The organism is Variovorax sp. OV084 (assembly GCF_900111625.1).
Taxonomy (GTDB): domain Bacteria; phylum Pseudomonadota; class Gammaproteobacteria; order Burkholderiales; family Burkholderiaceae_C; genus Variovorax.
On sequence record NZ_FOII01000006.1, the window covers coordinates 274,548 to 296,819 of the forward strand.

Below are 22,272 nucleotides of genomic sequence, written 5' to 3' on the forward strand. Positions count from 1 at the left end.
AGCGCGAGCGTGCCACGCCGCGCGTTACGCCGATGTGACGGGCGCTTCCGATGGACGTTCGCCTACACGCATCGCCGCAGCGCGATACCCCACGAGTCGCCATATCCGATACGCTTGAGGCCCGCCCCCGCATTCCCCAACATCCCGAGGAACGAAACCATGGCAGCGAACGCGAAAGTCACAGGAAATGTCGAATACCGGGCCGGCGACGGCCCCCTGATCCTCATTCCCCAAGGGCCGATAGAGGTCCAGTTGGCGCCCGACAGCGCCGTGCTGAGTTGGGGCGATGGCGGCAGCACGCAGACGACGGCGATTCCCATTGCCGAATACCAGCGCTATCTGAGCGAAGGTGTGATCGAACCCGACTGAAGCGGCGCATAAATGCACCACCAAATAAAAACGGCCCCGAGGGGCCGTTCTTATTTCTGCAGTCGCAGCTTCTTACTTCTTCTTGGCAGCCACGGCCTTCTTGGCGGGTGCTGCGGCCTTCTTCGCTGCTGCGGGCTTGGCAGCCACTGCCTTGCTGTCGGCCTTGCGCTTTGCAGCCTTCGGGTCCACGGCGGCCTTGAAGGCAGCGCCCGGCACGAACTTCGGCACCTTCTGTGCGGCGATCTTGATCTTGGTGCCCGCGCTGGGGTTGAAGCCCGAGCGTGCGGCGCGCGCCACTTGCTTGAAAGTGCCGAAGCCGACGATCTGGACGGGGTCACCCTTCTTCACTGCGGCGACGATCGAGCCGGTAACGGTCTCGAGGATGCGCGCAGCTTCTGCCTTGCTGACGTTGTGGGCGGTGACGATTTTTTCGACGAGTTCGATGCGGTTCAACTGAGTTCCTATTAGGTTTGATTTCGCCATGTTGCCTATGGCGGCGCAGCACGAATACAAGCTGCAAGCGGGGCGGAGTTTATTCGACTGCGAGAGCCCGGATGTAACGCGGTCGCTTCAGGCCTTCATCGATCAGTCTTCGACCAGGCCTTCAGCCCGCATCGCGGCGCGCACGGAGGGGCGTTTCGCAACCAGTTCCATGTAGTGGCCTATCGCCGGCCATGAGGAAAAATCAAGTCCCGCATGACGGCCGAGGCGCAGGATCGGATAGAGGTACGCATCCGCGACAGTGAAGTGTTCGCCGAGGATGTACGGCCCCGGCTGCACCAGCGATGCGATGCGATCGAAGGCGCGTGTGTCCGCGATCAGGCTGTGCTTGTAGCTTGCCGGCACGTCGGGATCGAACATCGGCGCGAAGCCTTTGTGCAGTTCGGTGGCCACGAAGCTCAGGGCTTCGGCCAGGCGATAGCGGGCCATGGTGCCGGCAGCCGGCGCAAGCCGCGAGGCTGGCACGAGATCGGCAAGGTATTGCAGCACGGCGAGGCCTTCGGTAAGCACCGCGCCGTCGTCGAATTCGAGCGCGGGCACCTTGCCCATGGGGTTGATCGGCAGATAGCTCTGTCCGGTGGCGGGCAGCGTCTTGGTCTCGAGGTCGACGCGGACCATCTCCGCGGTCAGACCAGCCTCGCGCAGCACGATGTGCGGGGACAATGAAGAAGCACCGGGGCTGTAGAAGAGTTTCATGATCGGCTCCTGTTGGTGGTCAGACGGGGTTGTGTTGACGTGATCGATGTGCACGCCACGAATGGTGGCCGCGAGGGGCTTCATGAAAAAGCGGGTTGAGGGCACAAGATTGATGAGCCGGACTCACGAGTTGCCAATCTCGGAGGCCGATGCGCGCGTATTCGTGACCGTGGCCGATGCGGGCAGCTTCACCGCCGCAGCGGCACTGCACGCGATGACGCCATCGGCCGTGAGCAAGGCCGTTGGCCGGCTCGAAAGCGATCTCGGCGTGCAGTTGCTGGCGCGCACGACGCGGGCCTTGCATCTGACCGAGGAAGGCATGGCGTTTCACGAGCGTTGTGCGCGGGCCTTCGACCTGCTGGCCGAAGCGGCGGAAGAAGCTGGCGCGGGCACGCGCGCGGTGGCCGGCACGGTGCGCATGGGGTTGCCGCCGCTCTTCGGAACGTTTCTCGTGGCGCCGCTGCTACCAGCACTGCTCGCGCGGCATCCGAAGCTGCGCATCGAGATCGTGTCGACCATGCGGCTGTCAGACATCTTCGACCTGGGACTGGATGTCGCGATCGCGGTGGGCGCCCTGCCCGACTCGAGCCTTGTGGCACGGCCGCTTGGATACGGTCAGTTCGTCACCGTTGCGGCACCTGCCTGTTTCAAAGAGATGTCGCGGCCATCACGGCCCGAAGAGCTTCTTGAGCATCGATGCATGGCCTACACGCGGCCAGATGGTCGCGAGGATCCGTGGAATTTCAAGGCGTCGGAAGGCCCGCTGCAGATCGAGCCACGAGCCGCAGTGCGGTCGGACGACATGCACCACCTCGCGGCAATGGCGGTGGCCGGATTGGGCATCGCGCACCTGCCGATGTTCGTTGTGGGCGAGCACCTCGCCAATGGCCGGCTCGAAAGATTGCTGCGAGACTTCGAGCCCGCGCCAAAGCTCGCATCACTGGTCTATCCCGCGAGCCGGGCGATGCCTCGGCGCGTGCGCGCCTTCATCGACTTCCTGCTGTCGAACGAGCAGCACCTCGCAGGCGTGACACGCCCCGAAGCAGCAAGATGAAGTAATTGCGTGGGGAGGCCAGAAAGTGAAAAGCCCTTGCAACTCATTGAGCTGCAAGGGCTTCTGACTGGCGGAGTGGACGGGACTCGAACCCGCGACCCCCGGCGTGACAGGCCGGTATTCTAACCAACTGAACTACCACTCCTGGTAGACAACGTTCGCTCGTTTGACGGAGCCAAGTGTTGCCACTTGTGCCTGCTTCACCGAAGTGAAACTGGCGACCCTACGGGGATTCGAACCCCGGTAGCCACCGTGAAAGGGTGGTGTCCTAGGCCTCTAGACGATAGGGTCAAAACCTTGGACGTGCTGCGATCAGCACTTCATACCTTCTCGACACTTTGATGGTGGAGGTAAACGGGATCGAACCGATGACCTCTTGCATGCCATGCAAGCGCTCTCCCAGCTGAGCTATACCCCCGTGTGGGTGTCGAGCCTCGAATTATAGCCCGATTTTTCAGGCCTTTTTCAATCGCTCGATAACTTTTTCGCGGGAAAAAATTTCGAGCACTGAATCGAGGGACGGTGTCTGCGATGTTCCCATCACAAGCACTCGTACTGGCATCGCTAACACCGGCATTTTCAATGCATGTGTCGCGAGAACTTCTTTGATGATAACTGCGATCGAGGCCTTATCCCAGGCAGCCGTCGTCAATTTTTCTGCGAGCGTTGCGATCGCTGGCTTCACTGCATCAGTGATGTGCTGCGCACGATCGGCATCGCTCACGTTGATGTCCGCATAGAACGCCGCAGCCCAGTCGGCCAATGCCACCGTGGTGTCGCAACGGTCCTTGAACAGCGCGCAGATCGCAGGCAAACGCTCGTCGGCCGCGATGCCTCGCTTTTGCAACTGTGCTGCAACAAGCGGTGCGAGTTCGTCGCCGCTCTTCGCCTTGATGTACTGCGCGTTGACCCATGCGAGCTTGGCTGCATCCCACTGCGCGGGGCTCTTCGACAGGTGCGAACCGTCGAACCAGCTCACCATCTGCTCGCGCGTGAAGAGCTCGTCGTCGCCGTGGCTCCAGCCAAGGCGCGCGAGGTAGTTGAGCATCGCTTCGGGCAGGTAGCCGTTGTCTTCATAGGCCGTGACGCTCACGGCGCCGCGGCGCTTCGACAGCTTCTGCCCGTCGTCGCCGAGGATCACGGGCACATGGCCGAACTCGGGCAACTGTGCGCCGAGCGCGCGGAAGATGTTGATCTGCCACGGCGTGTTGTTGATGTGCTCGTCGCCACGGAACACGTGCGTGATGTTCATGTCCCAGTCGTCGACCACCACCGCGAAGTTGTAGGTGGGCACACCGTCAGGCCGCAGGATGATGAGGTCGTCGATCTCGCGGTTGTTGATGGTGATCTCGCCCTTGACGAGGTCGTTCCACGTCACGTCGCCTTCGGGCGGATTGCAGAAGCGCACAACAGGCGGCACACCTTCGGGCACGGGCGGTAGCACCTTGCCCGGCTCGGGACGCCAGCGGCGGTCGTACAGCGTCTTTTCGCCGCGTGCGCGTTGCGCCTCGCGCATCTCGTCGAGTTCGGCCGGCGTGCAGTAGCAGTGGTAGGCCGTGCCGGCCGCGAGCATCTGCGCGATCACTTCGCGATACCGCTCCAGGCGCTGCATCTGGTAGATCGGGCCTTCGTCGTAATCGAGGCCGAGCCAGTGCATCGACGCGAGGATCTGGTCGGTCGAGTCCTGCGTGGAGCGGGCCACGTCGGTGTCTTCGATGCGCAGCACGAACTCGCCGCCATGGTGGCGCGCATAGGCCCACGAGTAGAGCGCAGTGCGGGCCGTGCCCAGGTGAAGAAAGCCGGTGGGAGACGGTGCGATGCGGGTGCGAACTTTGCCGGTCATGAATCAATCAGGTTGTCAGGGTGCTCAGGCCGCGCTGCAGGTCGGCCGTGATGTCGTCGATGTACTCGAGGCCGACCGCGAGGCGGATCAGCCCCTGGCTGATGCCTGCGGCCTGGCGCTGCACTTCGGTGAGGCGCCCGTGCGAGGTCGTACCGGGGTGCGTGATGATGGTCTTGGTGTCGCCGAGGTTGGTCGCGATGCTGACCACGCGCGTGCTGTTGATCACGTGGAAGGCATTGGCGCGCGCCGTCTCGGGGTCGTTGCCGACCACGTCGAAGGACACGACCGCCCCGCCCTGCCCCGCCTGCTGGCGCATCGCCAGTTCATGCTGCGGATGCGAGGCGAGTCCCGGGTAATAGACGCGTGCGATGCCCGGCTGCGCTTCGAGCCATTTCGCAACGGCCAGTGCGTTCGCACATTGCGCCTGCATGCGGATGCCCAGCGTTTCCATGCCCTTGAGCACGACCCACGCATTGAACGGCGACAGCGCCATGCCGGCGGTGCGCACCACGGGGCCGAACACGTCGACGATGAGCTTCGATGGCCCGCAGATCGCGCCAGCCATCACTCGGCCTTGGCCGTCGAGGTACTTGGTGCCCGAATGGATGATGAGATCGGCGCCCAGTTCGGTGGGGCGCTGCAGCGCCGGCGTGCAGAAGCAGTTGTCTACGGCCAGGAGCGCGCCCGCGCCGTGCGCCAGATCGGCGAGCGCCCGGATGTCGCACACCTCGGTCAGCGGATTCGTCGGCGTCTCGGCAAACAACAGCTTGGTGTTGGGCTTCAGCGCCGCGCGCCATTCCGCCACGTCGGTCTGCGAGACGAAAGTGGTTTCCACACCGAACTTGGCGAACTCCTTGCCGAACAGGTTCAGCGTGGAGCCGAACACCGAGCGCGAGCAGATCACGTGGTCGCCGGCCTTCAGTAGGCCCATGCACATCATGAGAATCGCGCCCATGCCCGTCGATGCGCCGATGGCGGCCTCGGTGCCTTCGAGCGCTGCAAGGCGCTGCTCGAAGCTCGCCACCGTCGGGTTGGACGTGCGCGAATAAGTGAAGCCCGCTTCGGTGCCCGCAAAGCGGCGCGCCGAGGTTTCGGCGTCGGGCTGCACGAAGCCGCTCGTCAGGAACAGCGCCTCGGAGTGCTCGCCGTGCTGGCTCGGCGCCAGCCCGGTGCGCAGCGCGAGCGTGTCGCGATGCAGTCCGGGCGGCAGGGTTCGTTCGTCGGTCACTTCTTGGGCTCTCACTCGCTGTGGTTGGGGAGCGCGAGACGCGAAGAATCTTCTTCGGTCTCTTCGACGCGGGGACGGTTGCCGTTCATGCGCGAGATGGCGTCGGTGTCGATGTCGCCGGTCACGTACACACCGTCGAAGCACGAGGCGTCGAAGCCGTCGAGCTTGGGGTTGAGCGAACCAATGGCGCGCTTCATGGCGTCGACGTCCTGGTAGATCAGCGCGTCGCAGCCGATCAGTTCGCGGATTTCGTCGACGGTGCGGTCGTGCGCCACCAGTTCGTCCTTGGTCGGCATGTCGATGCCGTAGACGTTGGGGTAGCGCACCGGCGGCGCGGCGCTGGCCAGGTAGACCTTGCGGGCGCCGGCGTCGCGCGCCATCTGCACGATTTCGCGGCTGGTGGTGCCGCGCACGATCGAGTCGTCGACCAGCAGCACGTTGCGGCCCTTGAACTCGCTGGCGATCACGTTGAGCTTCTGGCGCACCGACTTCTTGCGCACGCCCTGCCCCGGCATGATGAAAGTGCGGCCGACGTAGCGGTTCTTCACGAAGCCTTCGCGGTACGGCACGCCCAGCAGGTGCGCGAGCTGCGTGGCGCTCGGCCGGCTCGACTCCGGAATCGGGATGATCACGTCGATCTGGTTCGGCGGCACGGTCGACACCACGCGCTTGGCCAACGTTTCGCCGAGGTTCAGGCGCGCCTGGTAGACCGAGATGCCGTCGAGCACCGAGTCCGGACGCGCGAGGTACACGAATTCGAAGATGCAGGGATTCAGCGTCGGCGCTTCGGCGCACTGCATCGAATGCACGTTGCCTTCGAGGTCTATGAACACAGCCTCGCCCGGGTTGATGTTGCGCTCGAACACATGGCCCGAACCTTCCAGCGCGACCGATTCGCTCGCCACCATCACGGTGCCGTCGGCGCTGCGGCCCATGCACAGCGGGCGAATGCCGTAGGGGTCGCGGAAAGCGAGCAGGCCGTGGCCGGCAATCAGCGACACCACGGCGTACGAGCCGCGCAGGCGCTTGTGCATGTTCTTGACCGCGGCGAACACTTCGGCCGGATGCAGCGGCACGCCGCGCGAAGAGCGCTCCAGTTCGTGCGCCAGCACGTTGAGCAGCACTTCGGAGTCGCTCTCGGTGTTGGTGTGCCGGTGGTCGGTGGAGAACAGTTCCGAACGCAGCGCATGCGCGTTGGTCAGGTTGCCGTTGTGCACGAGCACGATGCCGAACGGCGCGTTCACGTAGAAGGGCTGGGCCTCTTCCTCGCTGTACGCATTGCCGGCGGTCGGGTAGCGCACCTGGCCCAAGCCCACATTGCCCGGCAGCGCACGCATGTTGCGCGTGCGGAACACGTCGCGGACCATGCCCTTGGCCTTGTGCATGAAGAACTTGCGTTCGAGCAAGGTCACGATGCCAGCGGCATCCTGGCCGCGATGCTGCAGGAGCAGCAGCGCGTCATAGAGCAGCTGATTGACGGGTGCGCTGCTGACAACGCCGACGATTCCACACATGAACGATTCCTCTCAGGGCAGGTAGCTTGCCAACTTTTCAGGCAGCGAGGGTTTGAGGCCCTGCAATGCCGCATCGAGAACAATGGCGCTGCGCGACTCGTGCCACCAGGCACTGTCGCTCAACACCAGCAAATGAACAACGACGGCCAGCACGAGCAGGGCCACCGCACCCCGCGCCGCTCCGAACGCTGCTCCCAAAATCCGGTCCACCGGCCGCAGACCCACGACCGTGATCAACTTGCGCGTGAGCGCGGCCACCAAGCCCACGCCGAACACCACCGCCACGAACACCAGCACGAAGGCCAGCGGATAGCGCCACGCCCCCTGCGGATCGCCGAACGGCAGCCATGCCGCCACACCGGAAGCCAGCCACTGGGCTGCAATGAAGGCTGCCACCCAGCCGATCAGCGAAATCACTTCGAACACCAGCCCGCGCATCAGGCCGAACAGCATCGACACCCCGATGAGCGCGACGGCAATCCAGTCGAGCAAGGCCACGGCAACAGCTGGCGACGGCTCTTACAACGTGAGGATCGCGGCCGACAAAGACAAGCCCTTGACCTTCTCCGCCGCGCGGTCGGCCTCGGCACGTGAACTGAAGGGGCCGACACGCACACGCGTGCGTTCGCCGTCGGCAGTCTTCGCCACGTGCACATAGGTCTTGAGGCCGGCTTTTTCGAGCTTCTGGCGCACTTCGCGCGCCTTGTCGGCATCGGCGAAAGCGCCCACCTGCACCACGAAGCGGCCACCTTCATCGGAAGCGGCGGGCTTGGCAGCAGTAGTGACGGGCTTGCCTTCGAGCAGCGCACGGGCTCGGGCGCCGTCGTCCGAGGCGGCCGACTTGGGCTTCGCTTCGGGCTTGGGGTCCGGCTTGGCTTCGGGCTTCGGCTTGGGCTCTGGTTTGGGTTCCGGCTTGTGTTCGGGCTTCGGCTCCGGTTTGGGCTCGGGCTTGGGCTTCGGTTCAGGCTTGGGCTCGGCGGCCGCGACGGGCGGCGTGCTGGGCACGGGCTTGCCGGAATCGATCACCGTGCCGTCGGCGGTCTCGGTGATCATGCCGCCGGACGAGGGCGATGCCGAGGCCACGCGCGAGCTGCTGTTGTCGGGCGCAGCCGGTGCGGTGCTCGTGGCGGGTGCCGGCGTGGCGGGCACGGGCAGCGGCTTGACCTTGTTGCGGTCGGGAATCTCGATGGGAATGTCGACCGACACGGGCCGCGGCTGCGTATCGAACAGCAGCGGGAAGCCGATCACGCCAAGCAGCACCAGCACCGCTGCGCCGAGGAGCCGGTGGCGCGCACGCCGACGCATGGTTTCGACACTTTCCGCGGGGACAGCGGCCGGGGCGCTGCGTCCTTCGTTGCCTTGTGGGCCGCGCGTGCGGAACTTGAAAAACGCCATGAAGTTCGATCCCTGAAGGAGTGCAGCGAGGTGGTGCCAGATGGTATGGACAGCCCGACGATCAGCCGCCTGGCAGCAGGTGTTTGGCTTGCAGCCGGGGGGTGCCGTTTTCGAGCACGCCACCCACGGTGAAGAACGATCCGAAGACCACGATTCTATCAGCGGGCCCCGCCTGCTCGATGGCTGCGCGCAACGCTTCCATCGGGCCCGCGTACACGCTGCCTGAGGCATCGGTGCGCGTGTTCTGCGCCTGCCAGCTGGCCAGCAGGTCGGCCGCCTTGGCCGCGCGCGGGGTGGGCAGGTCGGTGAAGTACCAGCGGTCGATCAGCGGCCCGATGCGCGCGAGGATCGGTGCGAGATCCTTGTCGGCCATCACACCGAACACGCCATGCGTGGTGGGGTAGAAGCCCATCGCATCGAGGTTCTCGGCCAGCGCGGCCACGGCATGAGCGTTGTGTGCCACATCGAGCACCAGCGCCGGCTCGCCCGGCACGATCTGGAAGCGGCCCGGCAACTCGACCATCGCGAGCCCGTTGCGCACGGCCTGCGCCGTGATCGGCAGTTGCGGGCGCAGCGCTTCGAGCGCCGCAAGCACGCCGGCCGCATTGATGAGCTGGTTGGCCCCGCGCAACGCCGGATAGGCCAGCCCGCTGTAGCGCCGCCCACGGCCCGACCAGCCCCACTGCTGCTTGTCGCCCGACACGTTGAAGTCGGTTCCGAAGCGCCAGAGGTCGGCGCCGATGGCGTTGGCATGGTCAATCACGCTCTGCGGCGGCATCGGGTCGCTCACGATGGCGGGCTTGCCCGGGCGCAGGATGCCGGCCTTCTCGAAGCCGATGCTTTCGCGGTCGGGTCCGAGGTATTCCATGTGGTCGAGGTCGATGCTGGTGATGACCGCGCAATCGGTGTCGATGATGTTGACCGCGTCGAGCCGCCCACCCAGGCCGACTTCGAGGATCGCTACGTCGGGCTTTTCCTCGATCATGCAATGCAGGATGCCGAGCGTGGTGAACTCGAAGTAGGTCAAGGGCATGTCGCCGCGCGCCTTTTCCACTACTTCGAAGCTTGCTATCAGTTTGGAAGCATCGACCGCTTCGCCCTTGAGCCGCAGCCGCTCTTCGAAGCGCACCAGGTGCGGCGAGGTAAACACCGCCGTGCGGTAGCCCGCGTGCGTGAAGATCGATTCGAGCATGGCGCAGGTCGAGCCCTTGCCGTTGGTGCCCGCCACCGTGATGACGGGGCAGCCGAAGCGCAGGCCGAGGCGCTGCGCCATTTCTTTGGCGCGCTCGAGCCCGAGTTCGATGTTCTTGGGATGGAGTTGCTCGGCGCGCGCGAGCCAGTCGTTCAGGGTTTCCATGGAGGCCGGCATTGTCGCTGACCCGCCGCTCGGGGCATCATCGCGGCCATGACAACCCTATACGGCATTCCGAACTGGGACGAAAGGGCCACATAACGCGGCCTAACCGCGCATCCGTTCTCAACGCTTCTCCGAGTGGGAGGGGCTAAAAAGCAACGGACGGCTCATAACCGCTCCTAACCGCCGATTAGCCCGCGCTCTAGCGACTCGCCTAGCGGCCCCCAACCGTACACACTAAATGTCGGTGTGAATCCATAGACGACAGCCAATTCATCCACTCAGAATTCGTTGTCGGGCGAACGTTTTGATTCGCCACTACCGGAAGCCCGACATGACCAACTTCATTTTCACGCTCTCCACCGGCACGCAGAAGGTCGCCGCCACCAAGTACGCCCACGCTCCGCGCTCGGCCCCGTTCGTAGCCATGCTCGACGGCGAGCCGACCGACGCATGGACCACCGAAGGCCGGGGCAGCGCATATATCTACTTCAAAGACGGCGCCACGCTGTACTACGTCAAGGTGCTCGCCACCGACACGGTCGCGGCCAAGACCAACCTCGTGATCGAGAGCGAGGGCTACGCGCCCAGGGTCGTCAGGCCGAAGACCACCAACAGCCGCACGCGGAAGGTGGTGAAGGCATGAAGCGGATGCATTTCACCGAGGCGAACGTCCGGGCTCTCAAGACCGATGGCGAATACGCCGACGATGAGGTCAAGTACCTGCGCCTGTACGTCACAGCCGGGGGAACCGTCAAGAAATGGGGCATCTACAAGTGGATCGCTGCCCGGAAGTGCGGGGTGCGCCGGTCGCTGGGCGACTACATCGACCTGCCGGTAGACGATGCGCGCAAAGCGGCCATCGCTAAATACGTGGGCCTGAAGGAAGACGCCAAGCCGGCCCCCAAGCCTGCAGTCACCACGCTTGGCGCCGCGCTGGCGGAGTACACCAGGTCGCTGGTCCTCAACAAGGGGAAGCAGCCGAGGTGGGCCGATGAAACATTTCGTCGCAAAGGCGTCTACGACGACTGGCTGGAACGCCCCATGGGGGATATCACGGCCATCGAGCTGGAGGGTCGCCAGAGCAAGATTACAAAGGAGCGCGGCCCTGCGGCGGCGACCCGGGCGCTCAAGGGGTTCCGAGCCGTCTTTGCGTATGCGATCCGGCGCAGGCTGTATCGGGGCGACAACACCGGCATGGACCTGAAATTGGTCGAGTCAGAGCCACGCGAGCGAGTTCTGAACGACCGCGAGCGCGGGCAAGTGCTTGCGGCGCTGGAGACGGACGAATTCAAGTTCACGATCTGGCGCCCATTCTTCAGGCTGCTCCTGCTCACTGGCGTTCGCTGGGGAAACCTTGCCGCGGCCAACTGGAAGGACATAGACCTTAACGCGGCGATCTGGACCATCCCGCGCTCAGAAAGCAAGATGAAGAACATCATGCGAGTCCGACTACGCGCCGACGCGGTGGAGTTGTTCCGGGAGCAGGTCGGCAAGGACAAGACGTGGGTCTTCCCGAGCCCCAAGAAGAGCCGCACCGGCCACATCGTGGAACCCGGCTACGCATGGCTGCGAGTGCTCGAAGCGGCAGGCATTGAGGAACACGCCACACCTCACGATCTGCGCCGGACATTCGGGTCAGTGCTTCTGCGAGGGGGAGCGCCGCTGGAAGTGGTGAAGGAAACGCTGGGCCACCGGAACATCCAGACCACCGAAAGGCACTATGCCTTTATGGATGACCCGACCGTGCGCAAGTATCTGGACGGCATTTCCGGCTAGTCGGCCAGCATCCGACGAGGCGCGCGGCTAGGTCAGTTCTTCAGCTTGCACGCGGCTACTGAGGTGAAAACTGGTCGGCCAAAGTTCGGGTCTTTGATCTTGAGAAGCTCAGCAAGTGTGTTGAGACACCTCAGCTCAGTCTTAGATGAGACGACAACCGCCTCGCCGAAAAGCTCATCACGCAGCACCCCTTCGTATGGAAGCATCGAAGCCACGCTCGTATCCGAGCAGTTGAACTTGATCCCATTCATTGGCGCCCCCTCAGCGACCTGCTTCTTCGATGCCTCGTCATAGGCTCGACATAGTTCCGACGTGGCAAAGCCCACCTGAACTATCGGGTCTGTGCCCATCGTGAACCTCATGAACTTCGCCCCCTCAGTGGCCTGCGCCATCGCACCAACGCTCGCGAGCGAGACCCACACCGCACAAAACAATTTCTTCATCGCCTTCTCCTTCTGTTAGTCGCGGATCGTAAGTTGAAGGCGATGGATGCCGCTAGCCCAAGGCAGGGCTCATCCCAGTTGCATCGAATTTGGGCATCTGTCATAAACCGCTACCAACAATAAGGAGCGGGACATGGGCACTTTGACCAAAGGTGACTTGAAGTACACATACAGCTGGACGGCCGTGAAGCCTGATGATCCAAAGATCACGGGTGCTATCGACGGCAAGTTTGTGAATCGACACGAGGGATATGAAGTTCTCTACTTCGTAAACACCATCACCGCAAACAACACAGATGCCCTCAAAGCGGAACGGCTGCTCCACGATAAGGTGCCGTCAAATCTTCACAGTCGGGCTCACATCTTCGAATGGATAAAGAAGAACTGGGCGATGTATCCGTAATACGCACGCCACGCCTAGACGTGCGCGGCGAGAGTGATCTCTCCGCGCAGGTACTTGATCTTGATATTCAGCGCGGTGTCGGGGTCAAGCCCCACGTAGCAGCAGTGATGTATGAACGTCGGACTGAGCACGTAGTCGAGGTCATCGTCTCGCAGTCCTTGAAGGACGATGGCGAGCATCAGTTCCTGGCACGCGGTGATCGGCGTGTTCGGAAGTCCGCGTTCTAGGGGCGCACCGCCCCAGACAGGGCACGTTTCAGGCTCTAACGGGCGCTCGATCCGTTTGCGAGCCTTAGGCAATTCGAGCCCCGTAAACGCGCCGAAGCGCCCGGGGCTACTTACTCCCTCCCCTTCGGATTTAGACCCTGCAGCGGCACGGATTTCTGGCTGCACAGGCGGCTCTACGGTCGCTAGCCTCGGACCGGTACCCGCGAGCGCGTCGAAAAATGGGGAGAACACCGTTGATACCTCACTAATCTAGACAAGGGTCACGCACACCGCGCCGTTCGCCGCGAACGGTAGACCTTGGGACCAGCTAGCCACCGCGCCCGTACTCACGCAGAGGGCTCCTGTGGGGCTCATCGCCAGGCCGTTGCAGAACTGGGTATTGGCCGGGAGGCCTGCTGTGGCGTCCACGTAGACCAGTTGCCCCGAGGCGGTGAACGCCAGCCCCCCACACGTAGCCTGTGCAGCCGCGGTGGACGCACGTACTGCGGGAGCGGTGGATATGCGGAGGGCGCTGAGATAGCTGTCGGTTACGGCGACTGCGCTGGTGGTCAGCTGAACCCGACCATTGACCAAGGGGAAGGGAGTCACCGCTGCGCCCTCAGTGAACGCGCGGAGACATGGCCTCCACTGCCTCGACGCTCGCAGCCAAGCCGGGAGCGTGGTGAATGATCGTCATGAACTTCGGGTCGAGGCCGTCACGGTCAAGAACCACCAGCAAGGCCAGCAACGCCTCGCCCACCGCGGCGCACTGGTCCGTGGCGTCCAGTCGGTGGAGTGCCGACTCCCACGAACCATCCGGATTGGTTCGCGTCGGCTCGGCCCAGTAGGCCCCCTCCGCATCGCGGTACAGGTCATCGCGGCAGAGAACGCCGGACACGACGAACGCGCCGAGGTATGCCACGTGGATCAGTTCACCAGCGGGCGTCTTCATCGGCGCTGTCCTTCTTCAGCAATCGCGCGGCGACCTGAGCGGCTGCGTCGTTGATAGCGTCGCGTTCCAGGTCGGGGGCACGCTCGTTCGGGTCGTGGATTTGGTTTGTCCACACCGGGCGTGCGGGGCGTTCGATCTGCTTGCGCGCTTCGATCAGTCGATTGGCTTCCTCCAGCATCCATTTCTGGAGTTCCGTTTGGGACATATCGGCAGTGCGCCTCGATTGGCCCCCGTCGTCTCGTGAGTCAATAGCAGCATGGAGAACGTCAGTCGCGCGAATCATTTGCGCCTCCGCCGCTCACCACGAGGGAGCGAGCAATCTGCGAGACAACCTGCTTGCCCACCTCGGCCGCGCGCGCTTGGAACTGGGGATGCTGCTGTGCGAATCTCCCTAACCATTCCGCCTGTTGTTGAGGCGCCATCTTCGCGATGGTTTCATAGGCGTTCGCGCCAAGGTCAGTACGCAGGCCGTTCACCAGCAACCGCATACCCGGGCCAGAGTAGAACGCCGCAGCAAGAGCGGCGGGGGCCACCTGGCCGGTGAGCGCAGCGCCTCCACCTGTCAGTGCGAGCCCCAGAAGCGCGCGGCCCGCCGTACCGCTATCGGGCACAGTGTTCGGCAGCACGCTCTGTCCGGCCCGATTGAGAGCACCGGGGGTCTGGTCGAATTGACCGCTGGCGCGATTCAGTTGGCGCGGGGTGAACTGGCCTGTCGCGCTCTTGTCAGCAGCGCCGATGACGGGCAACAGGTTGCGATAGGCGGTACGCGCAGCACCAAGCACCTTCGTGGCCTCCGGAGTCATGCCCTCGACGGTCTCACGCAGCGAGGCCTGAAGCTCATACAGAGCCTCCCCCAATGGGTGGTCAGCCGGATTCAGCGAGCCGCTGGTCTTGCGAGCGAGATAGCCAATCTCCGAATCGATGCCCTTCGCAACCTCGCCGCTGATCGGCCCACCGCGCTGCGTCGCCTCGCTGATCGCCGGCATGATCTTCTGAGCCGCGTACTTCATGATCTGCCCCTTCTGCTCGTCGGTGATCAGGGGAATGCTGTCGATGGACGCAGTGGCTTTCGCAAGCGCTGCCTTGACGTTCTGCGGCTGGATGAAAGTCTGTGGAAGCACGCGGTCGTATGTGTCCGACACGGCTTTGCTGGCCTGCTCGACGGCCTCTGCGCCGGAGCCTTTGACCGTGACGCCGAGCGGCTTGAGCGCCGCGTTGATCTCAGCGTTGCCGTACTCACTGATGGAGCGGCCCCGGGCGTATTTGATGACACTGCCCACGAGGGGAATCGATGTGGCGCTGTCCTCGATGCCGCGAATCGCGCTGCCGATGGGCCCTTCTCCGAACAACTGCCCCGGGGTAGGTCGCACGCCTGCGTCGATCAGCGCTTGGGCCTCCTTGGAGATGAACGGACGGGCCAGTCCGCCAAGCGCGCGAACAAGCAGGCGACCTCCAGCGGCCCCAGCCCCTCCAGCAAACGCCGCCGAGCCGCGCTCGCCGGGTTCGGCAGTTCCAGCGGAATAGGCCGCGTTCGTGGCGATGTCGGCCGTCGCGGGAGCCATACGCCCAAGGGTACTGGTGAGCACCTTGCCACCGAGGGACGCCACACGCCCAATCGGAACAGCGGTAGCAGCGACTTCACCCGTGATCTCTCCTGCCTTACCCGCAGTGCCCAGCGCCTCCTTGTTGGCTTCGTAGGTGGCGAGGTCGGCTTTGCGCGCCCTGCCGTTGTCGCCGGTCTGGCTCATCGTGAGGGCATCGATGGGGGAGCCGGGCGGGAAAATCTTGTCCCGCAGCCGCGCCGCCGAACCACCAACGCCCGTCATGAACCGCTCAGTGGTTGACATCCCCTCGGCCGGATTGGGCGCGGATTCCTTCGGCGGAAACTGCTTGCGAAGCACCGCGGTGATCGCGCCGTCGTCCATATCGTCCGGGAACGAGCCGGTGGACCCGTCCGGGAGTGCGATGAGCTTCGCCATGACCTACTCCAGCCGGCCAGTGTCGGGGTTGTAGACGCGAACCTTGCCACTGGGCTCAGACGCCTTCTTGGCCGCCGTCTCAACGGCATCGCGAATGCTCGGACCAGCCGCAGTCCGACCAGTCGGCGACGCATAGGACGATGGGTCAGAAGCACGCTCCATGAACTTGCGAACCTGCTTGAGCGCGGCCAGACGGACCCCTACCGGCTTGGAGCGGTCGCCGAGATTGCCGACCTGCTCTTTGTAAAACGCCAAGTCCTTGTCGGAGGTCGATCCCCCGAGACGTGGCACCTGCCCCGCGAGCGTGGAAGCGATCTGGTCGAGCCGTGCAGCCGCCTTCGCGCCATCCGTGGAGATACCTGCCGCGCCCGCGATGGTGTCGCGCAGCGATCCAGCGGCGGAACCGGTGGCGGTCGGCAAGATGCGTTCGGCCTCATCCAAGTCGGTCAGCGCCTTCTTGGCGTTGGACACCTTTTCGCCCTGCTCTTGACGCTCCTTCGTGATGCCCGCCGTTTCGCGACCGATGGGGCCAAGAGGCATCTGCTCGCCCGTCAGCTTGTTAACGCGCACCGAGTTTCCTTGAGCGTCCTGAATGATCTGATAGTTGCTGGCCTTGTCGCCGCCGCCCCCACCGCCATTGGCCCGTACAGCCGCGGCAAGCGTGCGGCGCAGGTCGTTGGAGTCGCCGGCCAAGTCACGACGTAGTTGGTCGTTGCTTGCGTCGCGGTCGCGCTTGTACTCCAGGTCTTCTTGCTGCTTGCGCTGGGCCTCGGCGATGGCTACGGCACGCGCGTCCTTCTTGTCGGCCCGGTTCGCGATGCGCTCGGGCTCATTGACTGTCAGGTCCTTGATGTAGTCCATCATGACGGACCGCATCGCGGGAATCTGGGCCCCCTTCTGTGCCCACGCGAGCTTCGCCTCAACCGGGGCACTGTCTGATGGACGCTGGGCCATGTGCTGCTGGACCGCGCCCGCCTCCACGTAGTCATAGCCGGTCTGATCAGCCTCCAACCCCTTCTTCTGGATCGCCTGTGCGATCTGCTGGGCGATGGGGGTGAGTTGCTGCGCCATGGATGGCTTCACGTAGATGCCGGAGACCATGGTGCCCTGCGGCGGGGCCGCTTCGCGCGCAGCCTTTGCGGCTTCCTTGAGGGTGGCCTCGCGGTCGCGCAGTTGAAGCTGCCGACGCATCAACGCTTCGTTGCCGTAGCTGGCGGGGAGTGAGGTGTTGTCCGGCGCAAAGAGGCCGTCAAGAAGTGAGGACATGGTGCGCTCCGGGTTAGTCGGTGGAATGGACGTTCGCCGCCGCAGCGATCTGGTCTCGCAAAGTGGGCTCAGGCAGTGGGCCGTCGGCATCGGTGCCCATTCGCTTCTGCAGGTCGTATGTCGTGGTCTCGTCCTCGATGCGCTGACTGATCTCACGCATGTGCCGCATCACCTGTCTGTCGCTGGTGCGGTCCGGCCGGTGCGTGTCGCGTGGCGCGAACGGCGTGGCGAGGCCGTATTCATTGGCGACTGAGCGGGCCATGGTGGAGTTGTTGATCTCATCGGGGCGCGCACGCTCGCCGTTCTCCGCGCGCCTGAACTGCCTCAAGTCTCTCGCCAGGTGATCGATCTGCGCCGGTGAAAGCTGGCGGGCGCGGTTAATGACGCCCGGCTGGCCGAAGAACGCCAGTTCTTCGTCGGAGGTGTAGTTGGGCGTGAAGCTCATTTGGAGTCCTTCCAAGGCTGCGGTGCGCCCTCGGCGCGAGTGCGTCCAGCGGCCTTGTCGAGGGCAGCGCGCGGGAGCGAAGAAATGAAGGTGGGCTCGGGGGCTCGCGCGAGTTGGGTGAAGTGCTCGACCTCTCGCATCGAGATGCCAAAGCTGCGGGCCATCTCCCGAGGCATATCGACGTAGCCGCCTTCGTTGTACCTGCGTGCCTTCTGCTCGTCCGTCAGCGGCACGTAGTCGGGGTGGGCCTTATCGAAGCTGCGCCGCTCCAAATCGCGCGCGGCGTCGTCCTCTGGCGTGGCGCGGGGCTTCGCCGAGAGCAGGGCCGCTTGCAGCGTCGTGAATGCCGGGTTCAGGTGCGGGTCTGGCTTGCAGCGCGGGAGATGAGCCTTGCGCAGATGCGGGAAGTGCCGATCGATGGCAGCTTCGTCCAGCGCGAATGCCTCAAGCAGGAAGCTCTGGGCCTTCTGGGCGTGGTATTCGTACCGGCCCAGCGCTTCGTCCAGTTGCTCCGCCTTCACTGCGTCAGCGGCAAAACGCAGAAAGCCTAGACCTGAATTGGGGGTAGAACTTGATTTCATTGCGACACTTAATTCCGAAAACCTATTTTCTCGGAATTAGAGCCGCCTATAAAGAAGATTCGTTAGTTGGGGAATTAGGATTTCTACTTAATTGATCTCAATCGTATTTCTGAGCCGCCCGCCCATCCCTTACATCGCCAGACGGCGCAGTAAAAGTCATCTGGTCGCGAGCAATAAGGTTTTTCCAACTTTCCTTTTCCAGGTCGGAAGTTATTGCGACGCACAATCGATCTCGTTCCACATCGACCCATTCAATGGCGTGATCGACTAAAAGCTTCAAATTATTGAAGTTTCCGTCGTTCAGGGTTTCGACTTCAAACACCGGACAGAACACCCTTGCAACCTTAAATTCTTGGCCCTCTTTGTTTATGCCTGCCCCGACCTCAACGGACAAAAAATTGCTTATGTCATGCGCGAGGTGCTTATTTCTCAGTTCTAGAAAGTACTTTTGCGCCTCTAACGCCAACGGAGGTTGGCCTGCGTAAATGGCACCCGGCGTAAGTTTTCGGCGCACTCCAGTGGCAAAGCATTTAGTGTAATGAATTACCGCAGACCGCCACAAAGCTTGGCGCAAAAACAAAGACTCGGCTGGGGCGTTCAATACTTCCAAGCACTCGCGCGAAAATTTCAAATCGTTGATATGCAGGGAGAAATCGGCTAATTTCCAAGCTTTTTCCCCTCCAACCTTTACGACTTTGACCGCATCTGGGTACCCCTCGATACTTAAACCCTCGGGCGTTTGAGAAAATACAATATCGTCCATCCCGACATCATGCACTTTCTCTGTGATTTCGGGTGCAGGCTCCGCAAGGGCTGCCAATGACATGCTCACCCACCCCCACCCGCCGATTGCTCACACATGCAGCCGGGCCATCATCAGCAGTCCATGAGGCCTCACCCCCTCCCACTGCCAGCACACGGTCATGGACCTGTCGCAGCAGGTGCAGCGCCTAGGCTCATAGCGCCTCGCCCGGTCGCCGCCGCAGCCGCCCGGCTCACCGGTATACCCCCTCGGTATAACGTTGTCAGTGCAGATCAATGACTTAGCGCTGCGTGGCTAGGCCGTGAGCTAGGCCGCGCTAGTGCGAAGCGATTAAAGGCCCGTAGGCGCGCTATCGGTCGCGGGGCTACTCGGGTACCGGCTCGCCGGAATCGCGCGGCGTTCCAGGCGCTGGCAAGCTCGGCGCGCCATGTTTAATTTCGGCGTCTTCCGGGAGGTCTCGGAATTTATAGGCATGCCGCTGGGCTGTGATCCACGGCATATCGTCCAGCCGAATATTGTTGGTGACTGTGATCGGCTCGGGAGCGATGCTCTTGGCCAGAACCTTATCAAGCAGCGCCGGGTTCTTCTTCAAGTACTCCACACCGCCAAGCTCACGGTAGGCCACTAGCGCATCTTTGCTCAACTGCTCGCGAAGCGATGGGGCCGGGGCATCTGAGGCAATAACGGCGGGTGGAGGTGCGTCTATCACGGGGGGCACCTCCGGGCGCGGCGTACCAACCTCTGCAACCGTGCAGAGGCCATTTCTAAAGTCTTCACTCGTCCAGTTCATCTCATTCTCCAATTTCTAATGGGGTCCACCACCACGCGAGAGCGGAAAGAGCGTTTAGAGCGTCTTTTTTCTACTTGTTTAGAGCGCTAGAAAAAAATCGGAGCGATTTTTATAGAGCTAGATTTTCCCGACGCTCTAAACGCTCTTTCCGCTCTTTTTCCGCTCTCAAAACTTCCCTTTCATACGAATTCCGAGGAAATACCTCTGACCGCTTGACTCGTGGCGTTTGATTTTTCCGTTGGCGTAGTTGTCGAGGGATGAATAGAAGGCTTTCGCGCTTTCCGGGATGGCTACGTGCTTTTCCCCAATCTTGAATCTGCGATAGCTCTCGTACAGGTCCTTCTGCACTGCCCTCGCCCCAGCGTCGGTGCTGAACTCCCAACCTTCAAGGTCCATCCACTCGGCCATTTCGTCTTCGGCCTGCTCGTACTCGGCGCGTGCTTCCACCAAATCCGCAAGCATCGGGCCCACGCGTCGGTTTTGCTGCTCCCATCGAACGCCGCCCTGCACGAGCCACCAAAGCATCCAAGACTGCGCGTCGGGGTCGCTCTTCATTTCATCTATGTACCAGCGGTCGGCATCGGCAGAAGCGCCCACCGACTGGTCCCGATTCCACGAGCGCCGGAACGGGAACAGCGCGATCCGATCCATCGTCGCCCTGCTGATGTGCGTCAGGTGGGGCATGTAGTTCGTGGTGATCAACAGGTTCGCGCTGAGCTCGACGCTGCCGCCCTCGGCGTAGTTGGCCCGTACCGTCATGCTCTCGCCACCGGTGAACTCCTTGAAGAACGCCTCGTTGAGGTGGTTCGTTTTCTCAAACTCCTTCGCGAACACCCAACGAGCCCCGATGGCTTTCACGAGATGAGGCTTGGCCGCTTCGGGGTCGCGCGCCTTATTGGTAGCCACGAACGCCTTGATATCGAGGTCAGCGGCGTAGGTCCCGAGGGTGTGGTGCATCAGGTTGGCGAACGCGCTTTTCCCGTTGGAGCCGTGCCCCGACAAGATGTCCGCTGAGGTGGTCGAGTTGAACCCGCGCAGGCCGGAACCGAGGCGCGTTTGAAGGTATCGCTCGCGCTCAGCGTCGGGCGTCCCGTCCGCCCGAGACGTCACTGAACGAACAAACTCACGGGCTCGCAAGGCACCGGGCGTCTTGGGCTCCGCTTCCGGGTACATCGCCGCGCACCGTCGCAGAATCAAGTCGTCCTGTTCTTCCGCTCGCAGCACGCCGGTGCTCAGATCGACCACGCCGTTGGCGACGGCGAGCACGTGCGGGTCCTTGTCGAAGTCGGACGACCGGCGCTGATGCTTTGCCCGATTCGACACGTTCGTCAGGAAGTTCGTCATCGTCGCCATGCCTTCGAGCTTGGCGGCCCACTTCTCCAGCGGCACCGCTTGCTTGATGATGGTCTCGCGCGACTTCTTCGCCACGTCGTCATCCCCCTTGATCGCTGCGGCGCTGCTGCGGATCACCTGCGCTCGGCGGGCGTAGTGCATCGACACCTGTACGGCCAGTTCCGTGGGCTTGGTCTTGCTCCGCGTCCAGCGGCCCGCCGAAGCGTCCCAGAATGCCCATTCGCCCGTGTCGGGCAGGAAGTAGAAATTGCCCTCACCGAACAGCTGGACGAACTTCGTGGCCGCGCCTTGGTCGGTGAAATTTGTCGCCGCCTGCATGAAGCGGTCGGGATTGCTCAGCAGCCATTTGGTGTTCGCCTCAAGGTTCTCCACCTTGATGGGATCAAGCCGGTATAGCGCCGCAAGGTTGGCGTTCTCATCGAGATCAACGAACCAGTTCGCGTCGTTCCAGGTCGCGTACCAGTCGTCATAGCCGAGGCGCTTCCCGTCCTTGCTGTGGCCGAAATCGGGGACCGTGGTTTTGACGTGGTGCAGTTGGCTCTCGACCACCAGCGCGACAAGCTCACCGCCGACAAGATCGTTAGTGACGGCATCGCCATCGAACGCCACGAACAGTTCGTCACCCTGCTTGATGCGGCTCAGAATCTCCGAGCGCATGTTGCGGCTGGCGCCGTCCTCAGCATCCGACTCGTGCCAGCCCGACACGCCGTTGATCGCCACCGTGGGTATTCCAGTGGTCAGCGCGAACAGAGCAGCCTTCTTGTAGCCCTCCACGATGGCCTTCACCGTCGATTTTTTGAAGGCTGCTTCAGCGTTCTCCGGGTCCATAGACGACAAAAACGCGACAGGCGGAGTCACGCCTCTGCTGCCGAGATATTTGTTGTCGGGACGGTCGATCCTGAGTTGGTTATAGGTGTCGGTCCAGTAGATGCGGTATGCGTCGAGCGCCTCTCCCGTTTCGCTGTCGCGGAATGGGACCACCTCCGGCGGTTTCGGAGACACCACCGACAGCATCTCAACGGTCAGCAGCGAGCGCGCGAGGTCGCGCACCATGAATGGGGCGGGCTCCACGAGCTTGAGATTCGCGCTCATTGCACTTCTCCCCGAAGCGCAGCCACCAGCAGTACTGCGCGCTCGTAATCATCGGCAGGCAGGCGCTCGAAAGTCGGCAGCGGCGGCTCGACCAGCGGGTTAGGCAGGTAGCGCCGGAGCAGGTGGCGGTACTCCTTGCGGAAGGACTTGATCCGGCTGCGCGGGCCGCGCTCGTACTGGTCGAAATGGCGACGGTGGTACTGCTGGGACTTCAGTTGATCGAAGCTGCGAGGCTGGATGCGGAGGTCGAACATCAGCATTCGTAG

Annotated in this window: 25 protein-coding genes and 3 tRNA genes; 5 read left to right on the forward strand and 23 right to left on the reverse strand. The window is 62.9% G+C overall.

What is annotated here, in order from left to right:
• Positions 1 to 159: 159 nt before the first annotated feature.
• Positions 160 to 369, forward strand: a complete 210-nt coding sequence (locus BMW87_RS18495) for a hypothetical protein (protein WP_093051663.1) — start codon at positions 160 to 162, stop codon at positions 367 to 369.
• 72 nt (positions 370 to 441) lie between these two features.
• Here the strand turns inward: BMW87_RS18495 and BMW87_RS18500 are convergent, their stop codons facing one another.
• Positions 442 to 822: an HU family DNA-binding protein gene (locus tag BMW87_RS18500; protein WP_093051666.1), complete on the reverse strand. Its 381-nt coding sequence runs from the start codon at positions 820 to 822 to the stop codon at positions 442 to 444.
• 132 nt (positions 823 to 954) lie between these two features.
• Entirely contained in the window at positions 955 to 1,566 is a 612-nt protein-coding gene (gstA, locus tag BMW87_RS18505) for a glutathione transferase GstA (RefSeq protein WP_093077867.1), read from the reverse strand.
• Between the two features lie 112 nt (positions 1,567 to 1,678).
• Between gstA and BMW87_RS18510 the strand changes: the two genes are divergently transcribed.
• Positions 1,679 to 2,620: a LysR family transcriptional regulator gene (locus BMW87_RS18510; protein ID WP_177192800.1), complete on the forward strand. Its 942-nt coding sequence runs from the start codon at positions 1,679 to 1,681 to the stop codon at positions 2,618 to 2,620.
• A gap of 68 nt (positions 2,621 to 2,688) precedes the next feature.
• Here the strand turns inward: BMW87_RS18510 and BMW87_RS18515 are convergent.
• The 9 genes from BMW87_RS18515 to folC all read right to left on the reverse strand — a co-directional run bounded on the left by BMW87_RS18515 (position 2,689) and on the right by folC (position 9,969).
• Positions 2,689 to 2,765, reverse strand: a tRNA-Asp gene (locus BMW87_RS18515).
• Positions 2,766 to 2,835: 70 nt separating this feature from the next.
• Positions 2,836 to 2,911: transfer RNA gene (locus tag BMW87_RS18520), tRNA-Glu, on the reverse strand.
• 51 nt (positions 2,912 to 2,962) lie between these two features.
• Positions 2,963 to 3,038 (reverse strand) — tRNA-Ala (locus tag BMW87_RS18525).
• Positions 3,039 to 3,074: 36 nt separating this feature from the next.
• Entirely contained in the window at positions 3,075 to 4,463 is a 1,389-nt protein-coding gene (gltX, locus tag BMW87_RS18530) for a glutamate--tRNA ligase (RefSeq protein WP_093077870.1), read from the reverse strand.
• Positions 4,464 to 4,470: 7 nt separating this feature from the next.
• The gene (locus BMW87_RS18535; protein ID WP_093051678.1) at positions 4,471 to 5,691 is read right to left on the reverse strand and encodes an O-succinylhomoserine sulfhydrylase; all 1,221 of its coding nucleotides are present in this window, start codon (positions 5,689 to 5,691) and stop codon (positions 4,471 to 4,473) included.
• Positions 5,692 to 5,702: 11 nt separating this feature from the next.
• Positions 5,703 to 7,205, reverse strand: coding sequence for an amidophosphoribosyltransferase (purF, locus tag BMW87_RS18540; protein WP_093077872.1), 1,503 nt, complete (start codon positions 7,203 to 7,205; stop codon positions 5,703 to 5,705).
• Positions 7,206 to 7,217: 12 nt separating this feature from the next.
• Positions 7,218 to 7,703: a CvpA family protein gene (locus BMW87_RS18545; protein ID WP_093051684.1), complete on the reverse strand. Its 486-nt coding sequence runs from the start codon at positions 7,701 to 7,703 to the stop codon at positions 7,218 to 7,220.
• A gap of 21 nt (positions 7,704 to 7,724) precedes the next feature.
• The gene (locus BMW87_RS18550; protein WP_093077873.1) at positions 7,725 to 8,600 is read right to left on the reverse strand and encodes an SPOR domain-containing protein; all 876 of its coding nucleotides are present in this window, start codon (positions 8,598 to 8,600) and stop codon (positions 7,725 to 7,727) included.
• A 61-nt stretch (positions 8,601 to 8,661) separates the two neighbouring features.
• Positions 8,662 to 9,969 (reverse strand): bifunctional tetrahydrofolate synthase/dihydrofolate synthase, encoded by a 1,308-nt coding sequence (gene folC, locus BMW87_RS18555; protein WP_093077875.1) that lies wholly within the window; start codon positions 9,967 to 9,969, stop codon positions 8,662 to 8,664.
• Between the two features lie 319 nt (positions 9,970 to 10,288).
• Between folC and BMW87_RS35105 the strand changes: the two genes are divergently transcribed.
• Positions 10,289 to 10,600 (forward strand): hypothetical protein, encoded by a 312-nt coding sequence (locus tag BMW87_RS35105; protein ID WP_177192801.1) that lies wholly within the window; start codon positions 10,289 to 10,291, stop codon positions 10,598 to 10,600.
• Entirely contained in the window at positions 10,597 to 11,733 is a 1,137-nt protein-coding gene (locus BMW87_RS18560; RefSeq protein WP_177192802.1) for a tyrosine-type recombinase/integrase, read from the forward strand. Before BMW87_RS35105 ends, BMW87_RS18560 begins: the two co-directional genes overlap by 4 nt.
• A 32-nt stretch (positions 11,734 to 11,765) precedes the next feature.
• Here the strand turns inward: BMW87_RS18560 and BMW87_RS18565 are convergent, their stop codons facing one another.
• Positions 11,766 to 12,176 (reverse strand): hypothetical protein, encoded by a 411-nt coding sequence (locus BMW87_RS18565; RefSeq protein ID WP_093077878.1) that lies wholly within the window; start codon positions 12,174 to 12,176, stop codon positions 11,766 to 11,768.
• 133 nt (positions 12,177 to 12,309) lie between these two features.
• Between BMW87_RS18565 and BMW87_RS18570 the strand changes: the two genes are divergently transcribed.
• Positions 12,310 to 12,579 carry a hypothetical protein gene (locus BMW87_RS18570; protein WP_093077880.1) on the forward strand — a complete coding sequence of 90 codons (270 nt, stop codon included), beginning with the start codon at positions 12,310 to 12,312 and terminating at the stop codon, positions 12,577 to 12,579.
• A gap of 14 nt (positions 12,580 to 12,593) precedes the next feature.
• Here BMW87_RS18570 and BMW87_RS35110 read toward each other — a convergent pair whose 3' ends face one another.
• From BMW87_RS35110 to BMW87_RS18620, 11 genes are all read right to left on the reverse strand, one after another.
• Complete coding sequence (locus tag BMW87_RS35110) at positions 12,594 to 12,758, reverse strand: hypothetical protein (RefSeq protein ID WP_177192803.1); 165 nt, start codon at positions 12,756 to 12,758, stop codon at positions 12,594 to 12,596.
• A 646-nt stretch (positions 12,759 to 13,404) separates the two neighbouring features.
• Entirely contained in the window at positions 13,405 to 13,737 is a 333-nt protein-coding gene (locus tag BMW87_RS18580) for a hypothetical protein (protein WP_093077883.1), read from the reverse strand.
• Positions 13,718 to 13,942: a hypothetical protein gene (locus BMW87_RS18585; protein WP_143062588.1), complete on the reverse strand. Its 225-nt coding sequence runs from the start codon at positions 13,940 to 13,942 to the stop codon at positions 13,718 to 13,720. The genes BMW87_RS18580 and BMW87_RS18585 overlap by 20 nt, the downstream gene beginning before the upstream one ends.
• Positions 13,943 to 14,003: 61 nt before the next feature.
• Positions 14,004 to 15,716: a hypothetical protein gene (locus tag BMW87_RS18590; RefSeq protein ID WP_093077886.1), complete on the reverse strand. Its 1,713-nt coding sequence runs from the start codon at positions 15,714 to 15,716 to the stop codon at positions 14,004 to 14,006.
• Positions 15,717 to 15,719: 3 nt separating this feature from the next.
• Positions 15,720 to 16,982, reverse strand: coding sequence for a hypothetical protein (locus BMW87_RS18595; RefSeq protein WP_093077887.1), 1,263 nt, complete (start codon positions 16,980 to 16,982; stop codon positions 15,720 to 15,722).
• A gap of 13 nt (positions 16,983 to 16,995) precedes the next feature.
• A complete protein-coding gene (locus tag BMW87_RS18600; protein WP_093077889.1) occupies positions 16,996 to 17,427 on the reverse strand; it encodes a hypothetical protein in 432 nt (143 codons plus the stop codon).
• Positions 17,424 to 17,948, reverse strand: a complete 525-nt coding sequence (locus BMW87_RS18605; RefSeq protein ID WP_093077890.1) for a hypothetical protein — start codon at positions 17,946 to 17,948, stop codon at positions 17,424 to 17,426. Before BMW87_RS18605 ends, BMW87_RS18600 begins: the two co-directional genes overlap by 4 nt.
• Before the next feature lie 157 nt (positions 17,949 to 18,105).
• A complete protein-coding gene (locus BMW87_RS34740) occupies positions 18,106 to 18,834 on the reverse strand; it encodes a hypothetical protein (protein ID WP_143062589.1) in 729 nt (242 codons plus the stop codon).
• 301 nt (positions 18,835 to 19,135) lie between these two features.
• Positions 19,136 to 19,561, reverse strand: a complete 426-nt coding sequence (locus BMW87_RS18610; RefSeq protein ID WP_093077892.1) for a hypothetical protein — start codon at positions 19,559 to 19,561, stop codon at positions 19,136 to 19,138.
• A 165-nt stretch (positions 19,562 to 19,726) separates the two neighbouring features.
• A complete protein-coding gene (locus BMW87_RS18615; RefSeq protein WP_093077893.1) occupies positions 19,727 to 22,006 on the reverse strand; it encodes a phage/plasmid primase, P4 family in 2,280 nt (759 codons plus the stop codon).
• On the reverse strand, positions 22,003 to 22,260 hold the full coding sequence (locus BMW87_RS18620; protein ID WP_143062591.1) for a hypothetical protein: 258 nt from the start codon (positions 22,258 to 22,260) through the stop codon (positions 22,003 to 22,005). The genes BMW87_RS18615 and BMW87_RS18620 overlap by 4 nt, the downstream gene beginning before the upstream one ends.
• Positions 22,261 to 22,272 lie beyond the last annotated feature (12 nt).

Excerpts from the sequence above, each read along its gene's own strand:
- BMW87_RS34740 (WP_143062589.1), bottom strand. The coding sequence starts at position 18,834 with ATGTCATTGGCAGCCCTTGCGGAGCCTGCACCCGAAATCACAGAGAAA.
- gstA (WP_093077867.1), bottom strand. The coding sequence starts at position 1,566 with ATGAAACTCTTCTACAGCCCCGGTGCTTCTTCATTGTCCCCGCACATC.
- BMW87_RS18590 (WP_093077886.1), bottom strand. The coding sequence starts at position 15,716 with ATGGCGAAGCTCATCGCACTCCCGGACGGGTCCACCGGCTCGTTCCCG.
- BMW87_RS18610 (WP_093077892.1), bottom strand. The coding sequence starts at position 19,561 with ATGAACTGGACGAGTGAAGACTTTAGAAATGGCCTCTGCACGGTTGCA.
- BMW87_RS18585 (WP_143062588.1), bottom strand. The coding sequence starts at position 13,942 with ATGTCCCAAACGGAACTCCAGAAATGGATGCTGGAGGAAGCCAATCGA.
- BMW87_RS18600 (WP_093077889.1), bottom strand. The coding sequence starts at position 17,427 with ATGAGCTTCACGCCCAACTACACCTCCGACGAAGAACTGGCGTTCTTC.
- BMW87_RS18550 (WP_093077873.1), bottom strand. The coding sequence starts at position 8,600 with ATGGCGTTTTTCAAGTTCCGCACGCGCGGCCCACAAGGCAACGAAGGA.
- BMW87_RS18570 (WP_093077880.1), top strand. The coding sequence starts at position 12,310 with ATGGGCACTTTGACCAAAGGTGACTTGAAGTACACATACAGCTGGACG.
- BMW87_RS18620 (WP_143062591.1), bottom strand. The coding sequence starts at position 22,260 with ATGTTCGACCTCCGCATCCAGCCTCGCAGCTTCGATCAACTGAAGTCC.
- folC (WP_093077875.1), bottom strand. The coding sequence starts at position 9,969 with ATGCCGGCCTCCATGGAAACCCTGAACGACTGGCTCGCGCGCGCCGAG.
- BMW87_RS18495 (WP_093051663.1), top strand. The coding sequence starts at position 160 with ATGGCAGCGAACGCGAAAGTCACAGGAAATGTCGAATACCGGGCCGGC.
- BMW87_RS18565 (WP_093077878.1), bottom strand. The coding sequence starts at position 12,176 with ATGAAGAAATTGTTTTGTGCGGTGTGGGTCTCGCTCGCGAGCGTTGGT.
- BMW87_RS18560 (WP_177192802.1), top strand. The coding sequence starts at position 10,597 with ATGAAGCGGATGCATTTCACCGAGGCGAACGTCCGGGCTCTCAAGACC.
- BMW87_RS35110 (WP_177192803.1), bottom strand. The coding sequence starts at position 12,758 with ATGCTCGCCATCGTCCTTCAAGGACTGCGAGACGATGACCTCGACTAC.
- BMW87_RS18595 (WP_093077887.1), bottom strand. The coding sequence starts at position 16,982 with ATGTCCTCACTTCTTGACGGCCTCTTTGCGCCGGACAACACCTCACTC.
- purF (WP_093077872.1), bottom strand. The coding sequence starts at position 7,205 with ATGTGTGGAATCGTCGGCGTTGTCAGCAGCGCACCCGTCAATCAGCTG.
- BMW87_RS18615 (WP_093077893.1), bottom strand. The coding sequence starts at position 22,006 with ATGAGCGCGAATCTCAAGCTCGTGGAGCCCGCCCCATTCATGGTGCGC.
- BMW87_RS18510 (WP_177192800.1), top strand. The coding sequence starts at position 1,679 with ATGAGCCGGACTCACGAGTTGCCAATCTCGGAGGCCGATGCGCGCGTA.
- BMW87_RS18580 (WP_093077883.1), bottom strand. The coding sequence starts at position 13,737 with ATGAAGACGCCCGCTGGTGAACTGATCCACGTGGCATACCTCGGCGCG.
- gltX (WP_093077870.1), bottom strand. The coding sequence starts at position 4,463 with ATGACCGGCAAAGTTCGCACCCGCATCGCACCGTCTCCCACCGGCTTT.
- BMW87_RS35105 (WP_177192801.1), top strand. The coding sequence starts at position 10,289 with ATGACCAACTTCATTTTCACGCTCTCCACCGGCACGCAGAAGGTCGCC.